12 protein-coding genes are annotated in these 13,000 nt (G+C 73.0%); 8 read left to right on the top strand and 4 right to left on the bottom strand.

The features are described 5' to 3' along the window. Nucleotides 1-54 precede the first annotated feature (54 nt). Both ACFYY1_RS16955 and ACFYY1_RS16950 read right to left on the bottom strand, forming a co-directional pair. Nucleotides 55-1,293: an acetyl-CoA C-acetyltransferase gene (locus ACFYY1_RS16955; protein ID WP_388585734.1), complete on the bottom strand. Its 1,239-nt coding sequence runs from the start codon at nt 1,291-1,293 to the stop codon at nt 55-57. Nucleotides 1,294-1,465: 172 nt separating this feature from the next. Next, nucleotides 1,466-2,395 carry a LysR family transcriptional regulator gene (locus ACFYY1_RS16950; protein ID WP_388585731.1) on the bottom strand — a complete coding sequence of 310 codons (930 nt, stop codon included), beginning with the start codon at nt 2,393-2,395 and terminating at the stop codon, nt 1,466-1,468. A gap of 179 nt (nt 2,396-2,574) precedes the next feature. Here ACFYY1_RS16950 and ACFYY1_RS16945 point away from each other — a divergent pair, with 179 nt between their 5' ends. The 4 genes from ACFYY1_RS16945 to ACFYY1_RS16930 all read left to right on the top strand — a co-directional run bounded on the left by ACFYY1_RS16945 (nt 2,575) and on the right by ACFYY1_RS16930 (nt 6,513). Then, nucleotides 2,575-3,492, top strand: coding sequence for a CoA transferase subunit A (locus ACFYY1_RS16945; RefSeq protein ID WP_388586262.1), 918 nt, complete (start codon nt 2,575-2,577; stop codon nt 3,490-3,492). Between the two features lie 38 nt (nt 3,493-3,530). Next, on the top strand, nt 3,531-4,355 hold the full coding sequence (locus ACFYY1_RS16940; RefSeq protein ID WP_388585730.1) for a CoA-transferase subunit beta: 825 nt from the start codon (nt 3,531-3,533) through the stop codon (nt 4,353-4,355). 96 nt (nt 4,356-4,451) lie between these two features. Continuing rightward, a complete protein-coding gene (locus ACFYY1_RS16935) occupies nt 4,452-6,002 on the top strand; it encodes a 3-hydroxyacyl-CoA dehydrogenase (RefSeq protein ID WP_388585727.1) in 1,551 nt (516 codons plus the stop codon). A 118-nt stretch (nt 6,003-6,120) separates the two neighbouring features. Beyond that, nucleotides 6,121-6,513, top strand: a complete 393-nt coding sequence (locus ACFYY1_RS16930; protein ID WP_388585725.1) for a VOC family protein — start codon at nt 6,121-6,123, stop codon at nt 6,511-6,513. On the opposite strand, the gene ACFYY1_RS16925 is transcribed toward ACFYY1_RS16930, so the two are convergent. After that, nucleotides 6,453-7,220: a DUF6597 domain-containing transcriptional factor gene (locus ACFYY1_RS16925; protein ID WP_388585722.1), complete on the bottom strand. Its 768-nt coding sequence runs from the start codon at nt 7,218-7,220 to the stop codon at nt 6,453-6,455. The two genes, ACFYY1_RS16930 and ACFYY1_RS16925, sit on opposite strands and share 61 nt — an antisense overlap. 52 nt (nt 7,221-7,272) lie before the next feature. Here ACFYY1_RS16925 and ACFYY1_RS16920 point away from each other — a divergent pair, with 52 nt between their 5' ends. Then, entirely contained in the window at nt 7,273-7,707 is a 435-nt protein-coding gene (locus ACFYY1_RS16920; protein ID WP_388586260.1) for a CU044_2847 family protein, read from the top strand. A gap of 7 nt (nt 7,708-7,714) precedes the next feature. On the opposite strand, the gene ACFYY1_RS16915 is transcribed toward ACFYY1_RS16920, so the two are convergent. Further along, nucleotides 7,715-8,947 (bottom strand): YihY/virulence factor BrkB family protein, encoded by a 1,233-nt coding sequence (locus ACFYY1_RS16915; protein ID WP_388585720.1) that lies wholly within the window; start codon nt 8,945-8,947, stop codon nt 7,715-7,717. A 17-nt stretch (nt 8,948-8,964) separates the two neighbouring features. On the opposite strand from ACFYY1_RS16915, the gene ACFYY1_RS16910 reads away from it, so the two are divergent. The 3 genes from ACFYY1_RS16910 to ACFYY1_RS16900 all read left to right on the top strand — a co-directional run bounded on the left by ACFYY1_RS16910 (nt 8,965) and on the right by ACFYY1_RS16900 (nt 12,893). Continuing rightward, a complete protein-coding gene (locus ACFYY1_RS16910; protein ID WP_388585718.1) occupies nt 8,965-10,602 on the top strand; it encodes an acyl-CoA dehydrogenase family protein in 1,638 nt (545 codons plus the stop codon). A 369-nt stretch (nt 10,603-10,971) separates the two neighbouring features. Next, nucleotides 10,972-12,186: a GAF domain-containing protein gene (locus ACFYY1_RS16905; RefSeq protein WP_388586257.1), complete on the top strand. Its 1,215-nt coding sequence runs from the start codon at nt 10,972-10,974 to the stop codon at nt 12,184-12,186. Between the two features lie 110 nt (nt 12,187-12,296). Further along, on the top strand, nt 12,297-12,893 hold the full coding sequence (locus tag ACFYY1_RS16900; protein WP_388585716.1) for a GNAT family N-acetyltransferase: 597 nt from the start codon (nt 12,297-12,299) through the stop codon (nt 12,891-12,893). Nucleotides 12,894-13,000 lie beyond the last annotated feature (107 nt).

The raw sequence follows: 13,000 nt of genomic DNA, 5'->3' as shown, positions 1-13,000 counted from the left end.
ATTACTGGTGCAGTGAGACGTCGGGCGTCCCACTGCACCCTGGGCGGCCGGATCTCAGGCCGCGATCCGCTCGAAGACGGCGGCGAGGCCCTGCCCGCCGCCGATGCACATGGTCTCCAGGCCGTAGCGGGCCTCGCGGCGGTGCAGTTCACGGGTGAGCGTGGCGAGGATACGGGCGCCCGTGGCGCCGACCGGGTGGCCGAGGGAGACGCCGGAACCGTTGACGTTGATCCGCTGCTCGTGGTCCTTCTCGCCGAGCCCCAGCTCCCGGGTGCAGGCCAGCACCTGGGCGGCGAAGGCCTCGTTGAGCTCGATCAGGTCGAGGTCGGCGAGGGTGAGTCCGGCGCGGTCCAGAGCGGCCCTGGTCGCCGGGACGGGGCCGATGCCCATCGTCGCGGCGGGCACCCCGGCGCGGGCGAAGGACACCAGCCGGACCAGCGGGGTGAGGCCGAGCCGTTCGGCGGTGGCCGCGCTCGTGACCAGGCAGGCGGCGGCCGCGTCGTTCTGGCCGCTGGCGTTGCCTGCGGTGACGGTCGCCTCCGGGTCGGACTTCGCCATGACCGGGCGCAGCGCGGCGAGTTGTTCGGCGGTGGTGTCGGGGCGGGGGTGCTCGTCGGCGGTGACAAGGCTCTCGCCCTTGCGGGTGCGTACGGTGACGGGCACGATCTCCGCCTCGTACCGCCCCTCCGCCGCCGCCTGTCCGGCCCGCTGCTGGGAGCGCAGGGCCAGGGCGTCCTGGTCGGCGCGGCTGATGCCGTACGCGCGCCGGAGGTTCTCGGCGGTCTCGATCATGCCGCCCGGCACGGGGTGGTTGACACCGCCCGCGGTGACCCGGCCCCGGGCCAGCGCGTCGTGGAGCTGGAGGCCGGGGCCCTTGATGCCCCAGCGGCCGTCGTGCGTGTAGTACGGGGCGGCGCTCATCACGTCGACGCCGCCCGCGATCACGACCTCGCTGAAGCCGGCCCGGATCTGCATCGCCGCGTCGAACACGGCCTGGAGGCCCGATCCGCAGCGGCGGTCGACCTGGGAGCCGGTGACGGTCTCGGGCAGCCCGGCGTCGAGCGCGGCGACCCGGCCGATGGCGGGGGCCTCGGCGGACGGGTAGGAGTGGCCGAGGATCACCTCGTCGACGGCGGCGGGATCGATTCCGGTGCGGGCCACGACCTCGGCGATGACGCGTGCGGCGAGTGCGGCCGGCTTCTGCTGCGCGAACACTCCGCCGAAACGGCCGATGGGAGTACGCAGTGGTTCACAGATGACGACATCGAGCTGCTGGTCGGGCTGGTCGGGCACGGCGTGGCCTTTCGGTGGCGAGAGCGGCTGCCCGTCGGTGGCGAGGGCGTCTGCCGCTCGGTGGCGGGAGCGTTCGGCCGCTCGGTGGCGAGAGTGTTTGCCGCCGACCCTTGCACCCGGCGACTGAGTCGGTCCAATATCCACTTCTCCCTGGTTCAAGACGTGGCGCGTCTCAATTCCCGCTCGCGGGGGTTCGGTTCCCGGCCGGGCCCGCAGGCGTGGGCAGGGCCTCCTCCGCCACGGCGAGGACCGCGCGCAGCGCGGCGGAAGGGTTGTCGGCCCGCCAGGCCAGCGCCGCCCGGAGCCGGATCGGCGGACCGGACAGGGGCCGGTAGACGAGGCCGTTCTGCTGGATGTGCTGGACGGAGGTGACGGTGAGCGTGACGCCGACGCCCGCGGCGACCAGCGCCAGGATGGTGTACGAGTCGGGCGCCTCCTGGACGACCCGGGGGTTGAACCCCGCGGCCTCGCAGGCCCCGACCATCGCATCGCGCACGGTGGAGCCGGTGTTGGCGGGGAAGGAGACGAAGGGCTCCTCGGCCAGGACGTCGATGGGGACGCTCTCCAGCCGGGCGAGCGGGTGGTCGAAGGGCAGCGCGCACACCAGCTCCTCCTCGTCGATCACCCGGTGGGCCACTCCCGGCCGGGTCACCGGCAGCCGGACGAAACCCAGGTCGAGCGAGCCGTCGGCGACCCGGTCCAGGGCCACGTTGGCGTAGGTCTGGCCCCGCATGACCAGTTCGAGGGCGGGGTGGGCGGCGCGCACGGCCCTGGTGAGATGCGGCAGCGTCTCGTGGCTGGAGGCGCCCGCGAAGCCGATGGTGACCCGCCCGTACTCGCCGCGGCCCGCCGCCTTCGCGGCGCGCACCGCGATGTCGAGGTCGTCGAGCACGGTGCGGGCCGGCCGGAGGAAGGACTCCCCCGCGCTGGTGAGCCGCACCGAGCGGGTGTTGCGCTCGAAGAGCTGGACGCCGAGCTCCTTCTCCAGCCGGCGGATCTGCTGGCTCAGCGGCGGCTGGGCCATCTGCAGCCGCTTCGCCGCCCGTCCGAAGTGCAGCTCCTCGGCCACGGCGACGAACGCGGACAGATGACGCAGCTCCATGCGCGCCCCTTCGGTCGATTCATCCGAGTCGATTCATTGTTCAGACGTCTCGATGCGAGCTTAATTTGGTATTGGACAGCAATCAATGGCCGCTGACACGGTGGGGCGACGCGCATACCAGGACGCGCCGGCAGATCCGGAGGAGCACCGTGGTTACGACGGACCGGAAAGACAAGACGATGTCGATGAAGGAGGCCGTCGCCGCGTTCGTCCACGACGGCGGCACCGTCTGTCTCGAAGGCTTCACCCATCTCGTCCCGACCGCCGCGGGTCACGAGATCATCCGCCAGGGCCGCCGGGACCTCACCGTGGTCCGGATGACCGCGGACATCGTGGTGGACCAGATGATCGCCGCGGGCTGCGTCTCGCGGCTGGTCTCCTCCTTCGTCGGCAACTCCTCCGCCGGGTCGCTCGGCGAACTGCGCCGCCGCATCGAGACCGGCGACCCGGCACCGCTCGCCTTCGAGGAGTACAGCCACTACGGGATGATCTGCCGCTACCTGGCCGGTGCCCAGCGACTGCCGTTCCACCCGCTGCGCAGTTACGGCGGCAGCGATCTGCCGTCCGTCAACAGCGGCCTGCGCAAGGTCACTTCGCCCTACCCCGGTCCGGACGGCGAACCCGAGCAGATCTATGTCGTACCGCCGGTCAACCCGGACGTGACGATCATCCACGCCCAGCGCGCCGACCGCGGCGGCAACACCCAGATGTGGGGCCTGACCGGCATCCAGGCCGAGGCGGTGTACGCGGCGGAGAAGGCGATCGTCGTCGTGGAGGAGATCGTCGACGACGAGGTGGTCCGTTCGGACCCGAACCGTACGCTCGTCCCCGCCCACGCGGTCGACGCGGTCGTCGTCTGCCCGCGCGGCGCCCACCCCTCCTTCGCACAGGGGTACTACGACCGGGACAACGCCTTCTACCGCGCCTGGTCGCACATCAGCAAGGATCCGCAACGGCTCCAGGACTGGCTGGCCGAGTGGGTGCTCGGGACGGCCGACCACGCGGAGTACGTCGACAAGCTCGGCGAGGAGTTCTGGGCGGGCCTGGCGGTCGGCGAGGCGCTCAGCCGGCCCGTGAACTACGGGCGGCGGCTGTGAACGGGCCGACGGGAACGGGACACGAGAAGGAAAGCGCCATGACCACGACCACCGACGCCGCCTCGCCCACCACGGCCGGCGCCACCACACCGTCGCTGCCGGCGGACACCATCACCTCCTCCGAGCTGCTCTCCGTCGTCGCCTCCCGCGAACTGGCCACGCGCCGCACCGTGTTCGCCGGCATCGGCCTGCCGACGCTCGCCACCGAGCTGGCCCGTCTGACGGTCGCCCCGCAGATCGAGGTGGTGTACGAGTCCGGCGTCTGCGGCGCGCACCCTTCGCACCTGCCGGAGACCATCGCCGACGCGGTCCTGATCACCGGTGCGGAGGCGGTGCTGCCGATGCCCGCGCTCTTCGGCTGCGTCCTCCAGGGCGGCCACATCGACGTGGGGTTCCTCGGCGCCGCGCAGATCGACCGGTGGGGCAACCTCAACACGTCCGTGATCGGCGACTGGGAGCGCCCCTCGGTCCGGCTGCCCGGCTCCGGCGGCGGCGTCGAGGTGATGGCCAACTCCCGCGAGGTCTTCGTGGTGATGCGCCGCCACGATCCGCGCTCCTTCACCGGGACCCTCGACTTCTGCACCACTCCCGGCCCCGACCGGGCACTCGCCGAGGGCATCCGGCCGCTGGGCGCCGGTGTCACCCGGGTCATCACCGAACTGGGCATCCTGGCCCGCGCGGGGGCCGGCGAGGAACTCCGGCTGGTCGCCGTCCACCCCGGCGTCACCGTCGAGCAGGTGCGGGCGGCCACCGGCTGGGAGCTGGAGGTAGCCGGCCCGGTCGGTACCGTCCCGCCGCCGACCGCGGCCGAACTCCGGCTGCTGCGCGAGGACGTGGACCCGGACCGCGTCTATCTACGCTGATACCGAACCGCGTCCGTCTTCGCCGAGACGGATCACAGGTCCCGGCCGTCGGCTCGGACCTGTCACATGTCACATCCCGAGAGGACCGCAACCGCCATGCGTATCAGGATCGTCGGCGCCGGGGCCATGGGCCGCGGCATCGCCCAGTGGGCGGCGACCGCCGGACACACCGTCGAGCTGTGCGACGTGCGCACGGAGGCCGTGACGGCCGCCGTGGACTTCGTACGGTCCATGCTCGAACGGGCCGTCCGGAAGGGCCGGATGTCCGCGGCGGACAGCGCCGCCGCCCTGACGCGGCTGGTCCCGCTCGACGACCCGTGGGCCCAGGGTCCCGATGTCGAGCTGGTCATCGAGGCCGTGCGGGAGGACCTCGGCACCAAGACGGAGGTCTTCGGCAGGCTGGAGCAGGCGCTGCCCGCCACGGCCGTCTTCGCGACCAACACCTCGTCCCTGTCGGTCACCCGGATCGCCGCCGGGCTGAAGGATCCGACGCGCCTGGCCGGGCTGCACTTCTTCAACCCGGTGCCGTTGATGAGGATCGTCGAGATCGTGCCCGGCGCGGCCACCCGCCCGGAGATCCCGCCGGCCCTCACCGCGCTGGTCGAGGGCTGCGGCCACCGCGCGGTCACCGTCGCCGACACCCCCGGTTTCCTCGTCAACCACGCCGGGCGCGGGCTGGTGACCGAGGCGCTCGCGCTGCTGGAGGAGACGGTCGGCGACCCGGCGGACATCGACCGGATCGCCCGCGACGTACTGGGCCTGCGGATGGGCCCGTTCGAGCTGATGGACCTCACCGGCCTCGATGTGACGGCCGCGGTGATCGACTCGATCTGGCAGGGCTTCCGGTACGCGGACCGGCTCCGCCCCTCCTACCTCACCCCGAACCGGGTGGCGGCCGGGCTGCACGGCCGCAAGACCGGGCACGGCTGGTACGCGTACGGCCCCGAGGCGCCCGCCCCCGCCCCGGAGCCCCCGGTCACCGGGGACGCGGACCGTCCGGTGTTCGTCCACGGCACCGAGGGACAGGACCGGGACGCGGCGGCGTTGCGGGCCGCGCTGACCGCCGCGGGGGCCGTCGTCGAGACCGGTGACGGGCCGTCCGCCGACGCCCTGGTGCTGGTTCCGGTCTGGGGCACCACGGTGGCCGGGGCGGTAGCCGGGGACGGGCTGCCCCCGGGGCGCACCTTCGGTGTGGACCCGCTGCCCGCGGCCGGCCGGCGCCGGGTGCTGGCCGTGACCCCGGCGGCGGACCCGGCCGCCGCCCGCGACGCCCGTGCGGTGCTGGCCCGCGCGGCCGAGGGCGACGAGCAGTGGGCGGTCTCGGTGGTGCGGGACACGGCGGGCTCGGTGGCGCAGCGGCTGCTCGCCTCCATCGTGTCGGTCGCGGCGGGGATCGCGGAGCGCTCCATCGCCGCCCCCGCCGACATCGACCTGGCCGTCACCGCCGGGCTCGGCTACCCCGTCGGCCCGCTGGCCTGGGGCGACCGGATCGGCGCGGACCGGATGCTGGAGCTGCACCGGGCCCTGCACCGGACGACCGGCGATCCGCGCCATCGCCCGAGCCGCTGGGTCACCGAACGCGCCCAGCTCTCTCTCGCGCTGACCGACCCGGGTACGTCGCCCGCCGACTGCACGGCGTCCTCGTAGCAGTCGTGGCGCCGGGGCGGGGTGCCGGCGGCCGCCCGCGGCACCCCGTACGCGCCCGGCCGGGCCGATGTCCGTTTCGTACAAGACCCGTGCCGGGGCCCGGCATACGGTCGGGGGCATGACTCCACGCATGGACGCGATCGGCATCGTCACGGCGGATCTGGCCGCATCGCTCACCTTCTACCGCCGGCTCGGTCTCGACATCCCCGCCGGAGCGGAATCCGCACCCCATGTCGAAGTGACGCTCCCGGGCGGGCAGCGGCTGCTGTGGGACACCGAGGACGTCATCCGCTCGTTCGACCCCGAATGGACCGCGTCCGCCGGCGGGAACCGGCTCTCCCTGGCCTTCCTGTGCGACAGCCCGGCAGAGGTGGACGCGGTGTACGAGGAGCTGACCGGTGCGGGCTACCGGGGGCAGCTGAAGCCGTGGGACGCGGTGTGGGGACAGCGTTACGCGACGGTCCTCGACCCGGACGGCTGCGCGGTGTCGTTGTTCGCCGCCAACGGCTGAGCCGGCAGGCCCTGGCGGGCCAGGTAGGCGGTCAGAGTGGTCCCGGCCAGGTCGCGCGTCTCCCGGGCGAGATGGGCCTGGTCGGTGCAGCCCGCCGCCACCGCCGCCTCGGCGTACGGCGTCCCGGAGCGGACGAGGGCGAGCGCGCGCTGGAGGCGCAGGATGCGGGCGAGCGTCTTGGGCCCGTAGCCGAAGGCCGCCAGCGAACGGCGGTGCAGCTGACGGGCGCCGAGACCGGCCCGGTGCGCGGTGTCCGCGACGGACCACCCGGCGCCGAGCCGGTCCGCGACGTAGCGCAGCAGCGGGTCCGGCGGCGCGGTGCCGGCCGCCCGGCGCAGCGCGACGGCCTCCAGCGCGGCAGCCGGGTCGGGGGCCTCGGCCAGTTGCCCGGTGAGCTCGCGGACCTGCCCCGAGGGCCACAGGTCCGCGAGCTCGACGCGGCGGTCGCGCAGCTCGTGCGCCGCCACCCCGAGCAGCGCGGGGGCGGTGCCGGGCGCGAACCGGATGCCGGCGCACCGCCCGTCAGCCGGGGCGGACGGCGTCGCGGCACGGGTGTCGGGGCCCGCGACGAGCAGCCGTCCGCCGATCCAGAGCAGATCCATGCATCCGTCGGGCAGCACCGGATGGACCGCCCCCTCCGGCATGCTCAGCGTCCACACGATCGCCCCGTCGAACCGCGACACCCGCTCTTCGTACCGCTCGCCCATGCCTCACACGCTAATGTCGTCGGCGAACGGAATCAGCTTCCCGGGGGCGGCCATGACGGCACTGATGGAGTTCACCACCGACAGCGGTGCGACGGTGACGGTCGAGGTCGACCGGCACACGCAGGGCGCGCAACTGGTCGCGCTGGGCGACGACAACACACTGGCCAGAGCCGGGCGCACGTTCGACAGCGCGCTCACGGGAATCCGGTCGGCGGCCGAGTCCGCGCTCGCGGTGTTCCGCGACGGCTCCCTGAAACCGGACGGGGTGGAGCTCGAATTCGGGGTGAAGATCACGGCGGAGGCCGGTGCCGTGATCGCCAAGAGCGCGGTCGAGGGCCATCTGACGGTCAAGCTGTCCTGGTCCCCCGGCGCGACGGAGTCGGTACCCGCGGCTCCCGTGCCCCCGGCGGCACCCGGGGTGCCCGCGGCCCCGGCGGCTCCGCCGGAGCCGACCGTTCCGGCGCCCACGCCCCCGCCCGCGCCGTAGGGGCCGCTCAGTCGCCGGACCCCTCGTCCCGCTTCTCCGGGTTCGGCTCCCCGGGGCCCGGCTTGTCCGGGTGCGGCTTCTCCGGCTCCTTGTCGCGGCTCGGTTGCAGCCTGGAGACCACATCGTCCGGCGGCAGGAACTTCGACCAGCGCTCCGGGAACTCGGAGGGCATGTAGGGACTGTCGCCGTCGTCGCTCCCGTCGTCATCGTCGTCGTCATCGTCGTCGTCCCAGGGCTCCTCCTGGTTCTGCGCCTGCGTCCGGGCGACCAGCTCCGCCGCCTGGGCCGCCCGTACCCGGTCGTTCGCGGCACGGGCGGCGGCCGTCGCCAGCGAGGGCCACACCCGGTCGATGGCCGCGTTCACCGCCGCGCCGACGAGCACCGCGAACGCAGAGATGCCGATCCACAGCAGCACGGCGATCGGGGCCGCCAACGAGCCGTAGATCGTGGGTCCCTCGACCGTGCTCGTGAGGTAGATCCGCAGCAGGAAGCTGCCGAGCACCCACATCGCGAGCGCGACCAGCGCACCGGGCATGTCCTCGATCCACGGCGAACGGACCGGCACGGACACGTGGTAGAGCGTCGTCAGGAACGCGATCGACAGCAGGATCACCAGCGGCCAGTACAGGACGCTTATGAGCTCGGTGCCCCACGGGACGAACTCCACGACCCGGTCGGGGCCGACGACGAGCAGCGGCAGCACCACGGAGCCGAGCAGCAGCGCGACGACGTACAGCAGGAAGGAGAGCAGTCGCGTCTTGACGATGCCGCGCTGGCCGTCGAGGCCGTACATCACGGTGATCGTGTCGATGAAGACATTGACCGCGCGGGAGCCGGACCAGAGCGCGATCGCGAAGCCGATCGAGATGACGTCGGGCCGGGCTCCGGTGGTGACGTCCGCCAGCAGCGGCTTGGCGAAGTCGTTGACGCCGCGCTCGCTGAGCACGGTCTGCGCGGCGTTGAGGATGTTGCGTTCGATGGAGGCGACCGTGGTGGTGCTGGTCCACTCGTCGACGTAGCCGAGCAGTCCGATCAGGCCGAGGAGCAGGGGAGGCAGGGACAGCAGGGTGAAGAACGCCGCCTCGGCGGCGAGCCCGAGAATGCGGTACTCCATGCACGAGTTGACGGTGTCCTTGAGCAACCGCCAGGCCATCTGCCGCTTGGATACGTTGCGGTAGAGGACTCGGGCCCGGTGGAGCCGACCCGGTGGCCGCTCGGGTGTTTCATTTGCTGCCTGCACATCCTTACCGTATCGGCATGGCAGCCACCACCCACACCGTGTCCAACCAGGTACCACCGCTGACCGGCTACGACGTCTTCGCCACCGACCGGGCGCTCTCCGAGGCGGTGCAACGTCACACGTCACCCGAGCTCCTGGCCGAAGTCCGGGGCGAACTCGGTGAGCTGGGCCGCGCCGCGGGCTCGGCGCAGGTGCAGGAGTGGGGTGCGCAGGCGAACGCGAATCCGCCGGTGCTGCGTTCGCACGACCGGTACGGGCACCGCATCGACGAGGTCGAGTTCCATCCGGCCTGGCACCGGCTCCTCGGCCACGCGGTCGGCGCCGGCCTGACCGACGCCTGGGGCCGGCCCGGCGGCCATGTGCGGCGGGCGGCCGGTTTCCTGGTGTGGACGCAGGCCGAGGCGGGGCACGGCTGCCCGCTGTCGATGACGCACGCGGCGGTGCCGGCGCTGCGCACCGATCCGGAACTGGCCGCCGCGTGGGAGCCGCTGCTCACCTCGTCGGTGTACGAGCAGGGGCTGCGGCCCGCCGGACGCAAGGCCGGTGCGCTCCTCGGGATGGGCATGACGGAGAAGCAGGGCGGCACGGACGTACGGGCGAACACGACCCGCGCCGAGCCGCTGGCCGCGGCGGGCGAGTATCTGCTCACCGGGCACAAGTGGTTCTGCTCGGCGCCGATGTCCGACGGCTTCCTGGTGCTGGCGCAGGCGCCCGGCGGACTGACGTGTTTCCTGCTGCCCCGGGTGCTGCCCGACGGCACCCGCAACCCGTTCGCGATCCAGCGGCTCAAGGACAAGCTGGGCAACCGGTCGAACGCCTCGGCCGAGGTCGAGTTCGACGGCACCTGGGCGCGCCGGGTCGGTGAGGAGGGGCGCGGGGTGCGCACCATCATCGGGATGGTGGCGGCGACCCGGCTGGACTGCGTGGTCGGTTCGGCGGCGCTGATGCGGCAGGCGGTCGCTCAGGCGATCCACCACTGCACGTACCGCCGCGCGTTCGGCGGGGTGCTGATCGAGAAGCCGCTGATGCGCAATGTGCTGGCGGATCTGGCGCTGGAGTCGGAGGCCGCGACGGTGCTGGCGATGCGGTTGGCGGCGGCGTACGACGACGGCTCGGAGAGCGAGCGGGCCTTCCTGCGGATCGCGGTGCCCGCGGCGAAGTACTGGGTGACCAAGCGGTGCACGCCGCTGGTGGGCGAGGCGCTGGAGTGTCTCGGCGGCAACGGCTACGTCGAGGAGTCCGGGATGCCGCGGCTGCTGCGCGAGGCGCCGCTCAATTCCATCTGGGAGGGTGCCGGGAATGTGCAGGCGCTGGATGTGCTCCGGGCACTGCAGCGTGAGCCGATGGCGCTGAACGCGTTCCTCCAGGAGGTCGGCAGGGCGCGCGGGGCCGATCACCGGCTGGACGCGGCGATCAGGGACATGCTGACGGAGCTGGCCGATCTGGACGGGATCGAGGCGCGGGCCCGCCGGCTGGCGGAGCGGATGGCGCTGGTGCTCCAGGGTTCGCTGCTGGTGCGGTGGGCGCCGCCGGAGGTGGCCGACGCGTTCTGCGCCTCGCGGCTGGGCGGGGACCGGGGCGCCGGCTTCGGCACGCTGCCGCACACCCTCGACCTGGCGTCGGTCGTCGAACGGGCACGGCCCGTCGCGCACTGAGCACCGCCCCGGGCGGTCGTCGGGCGGGCGCGGCCCGCAGCGCACCGAGAACCGCGCCGGCACACGGCAACGGAGGGTGGTGCTGCGCCGACACGGCACCACCCTCCTTGCTGTGCACACGGGCTGCGGGGCAGGGGCTCCGCCGCGCGGTGTTCCACCACTCTCGTACGGACCCGTACCCTCTCGCCAGAGTTGCAAAGGGTTGCAACCATTGTGTGGAGTGCACGGTGCCGGGCCCCTCGCGGCGGGCAGGATGGGGCCGTGGAGCGTCGAGCCGGCCCTGGCCTGTGGGGGGATACGAGAGTGGAGACCAGCGCCTCGGGGGTTCCCCGGCCCGCTGCCGCACCGTCCGTCGGGGCCGTCCGCGCGATCCACCGGGCCAGGGAGGCCGTGCTCGTCGGCGAACGCCCGGCTCTCGCCCCGCGGGCCGAGATCGGCGCCTCGTGGGACCGGGTGCTGCGCAGCGGCATGGATCCGGACCAGTCCACCGACAGCCTGCTGCTCGATGCGGACGAGATCGAGCACCGGCGCCGGAGCTCGACGCTGGGCGAGGTGATGCCGCTGCTCCACGACGGTCTGGCCGCCCTGGCGGACACCGCCCAGCAGATCATGGTGGTCACCGATGTGGAGTGCCGGGTGCTGTGGCGCCGGGGCAACGCGGCGGTGCTGCGCCGGGCGGACGACGTCTGTCTGGCGGAGGGCGCGGCCTGGGCGGAGGAGAGCACCGGGACGAACGCGATCGGTACGGCGCTGGTCTCCCGTGTCCCGGTCCAGGTCCATTCCTCGGAGCACTTCGTCCGCACCCTGCACAGCTGGACGTGCGCGGCCGCACCGGTCCGTGACCCGCGCGACGGCAAGGTGATCGGCATCGTCGACATGAGCGGCCCCGCCTCCACGTTCCATCCGACGACGCTCGCGCTGGTCAGTTCGGTGGCCAGGCTGGCGGAGAGCGAGATGAGGAACCGGCACCTGCAGGCGATCGACCGGCTGCGGTCGGTGGCGGCACCGCTGGTGTGCCGGCTGGGCGGCCGGGCCCTGGCGGTGGACACCCACGGCTGGCTCGCCGCGGTGACCGGGATGCCGCCGGTCGACCGGCTGCCGCTGCCCAAGTCGTTACGGCCGGGCCGGGTGTGGCTGCCGTCGCTCGGCATGTGCCACGTCGAGCCGCTGCCCGGCGGCTGGCTGCTGCAGGTCGCGGACGGCCCTTCGGACGGGGCTCCGCAGCGGGTGGTGCTGGATCTGAGCCGGCCACGCGCCCTCACGGTCAATGTGGTGGGCGCGGTGGGCACCTGGACGCAGCGGCTCTCGCCGCGCCACGCGGAGCTGCTGTACGCCCTGGCACTGCACCCCGAGGGGCGTACGGCATCCGAGCTTGCCCAGGACATCTTCGGTGACGCGACCCGGACGGTGACGGTGCGCGCGGAGGTCTCGCGGATGCGCCGCCATCTCGCCCAGGTGCTCGCGCACCGCCCGTACCGCTTCGGCGAGGACGTCGAGGTGGAGGTGATCCACCCGGACCACCCGGCCGATCTGCTGCCGCACTCGACGGCCCCGGTGGTGGTCAAGGCGCGTACGGCCGGCTGAGGGCCGTCGCGTTCCGGTTCCGGTTGTGCGCCCGCTCCGTCGGCGGTCCCGCCGTCCGTGGACCGGGACCGGCTTTGGCGCAGGCCGCGGGGCATGGTTCCCTGGCAGCCATGAGCAACCCCGCACGCAGCACTGCCGCCGACACCACCGAAGTGACCATCTGGTCCCTGGAGCAGACCTCCCCCGACGATCTGCGACCCGCCGCGACCCCGGAGGGTGATGTGCGGATCGTCCGGTCGGAGATTCCGCTTCCCGAGTTCAGCCGGTTCCTCTACACGGCGGTGGGCGGCGACATCCGGTGGACCGACCGGCTCGGCATGACGTACGCGCAGTGGCAGGAGGCCCTGGAGCGCCCCGGGGCCGAGACCTGGGTGGCGTACGAGAACGGCACCCCGGCGGGTTACGTGGAGCTGGACCCGCAGGACGAGGGCGCCGTCGAGATCATGTACTTCGGGCTGATTCCGGCCTTCCGGGGGCGGCGGATAGGCGGCCATCTCCTCTCGTACGGGGTCGCCCGTGCCTGGGACCTGGCGGAGCGCTGGCCGGAACGGACGCCGACGAAGCGGGTGTGGCTGCACACCTGCTCCAAGGACGGCCCGTACGCCATGGACAACTATCTGCGGCGCGGCTTCCGGCTCTTCGACACGAAGGTGGAGCTGGAGCCGGAGGTGGAGACGCCCGGACCGTGGCCGGGTTCCGGGCGGTAGTACCGGACGGAGTGCGGGCGAGGTGATGGTGGGAGGGTCGCACTCCGCTTTCGCCCGCGCCTTCCCATGGCAGGCAGGTGACAGACGGGGGGATTGCGGCTATTACG

Source organism: Streptomyces sp. NPDC001890, from assembly GCF_042891445.1.
Classification (GTDB): Bacteria; Actinomycetota; Actinomycetes; order Streptomycetales; family Streptomycetaceae; genus Streptomyces.
This window is presented reverse-complemented; position numbering and strand designations above follow the sequence as displayed.

Excerpts from the sequence above, each read along its gene's own strand:
- ACFYY1_RS16950 (WP_388585731.1), bottom strand. The coding sequence starts at position 2,395 with ATGGAGCTGCGTCATCTGTCCGCGTTCGTCGCCGTGGCCGAGGAGCTG.
- ACFYY1_RS16945 (WP_388586262.1), top strand. The coding sequence starts at position 2,575 with ATGTCGATGAAGGAGGCCGTCGCCGCGTTCGTCCACGACGGCGGCACC.
- ACFYY1_RS16940 (WP_388585730.1), top strand. The coding sequence starts at position 3,531 with ATGACCACGACCACCGACGCCGCCTCGCCCACCACGGCCGGCGCCACC.
- ACFYY1_RS16935 (WP_388585727.1), top strand. The coding sequence starts at position 4,452 with ATGCGTATCAGGATCGTCGGCGCCGGGGCCATGGGCCGCGGCATCGCC.
- ACFYY1_RS16930 (WP_388585725.1), top strand. The coding sequence starts at position 6,121 with ATGACTCCACGCATGGACGCGATCGGCATCGTCACGGCGGATCTGGCC.
- ACFYY1_RS16925 (WP_388585722.1), bottom strand. The coding sequence starts at position 7,220 with ATGGGCGAGCGGTACGAAGAGCGGGTGTCGCGGTTCGACGGGGCGATC.
- ACFYY1_RS16920 (WP_388586260.1), top strand. The coding sequence starts at position 7,273 with ATGACGGCACTGATGGAGTTCACCACCGACAGCGGTGCGACGGTGACG.
- ACFYY1_RS16910 (WP_388585718.1), top strand. The coding sequence starts at position 8,965 with ATGGCAGCCACCACCCACACCGTGTCCAACCAGGTACCACCGCTGACC.
- ACFYY1_RS16900 (WP_388585716.1), top strand. The coding sequence starts at position 12,297 with ATGAGCAACCCCGCACGCAGCACTGCCGCCGACACCACCGAAGTGACC.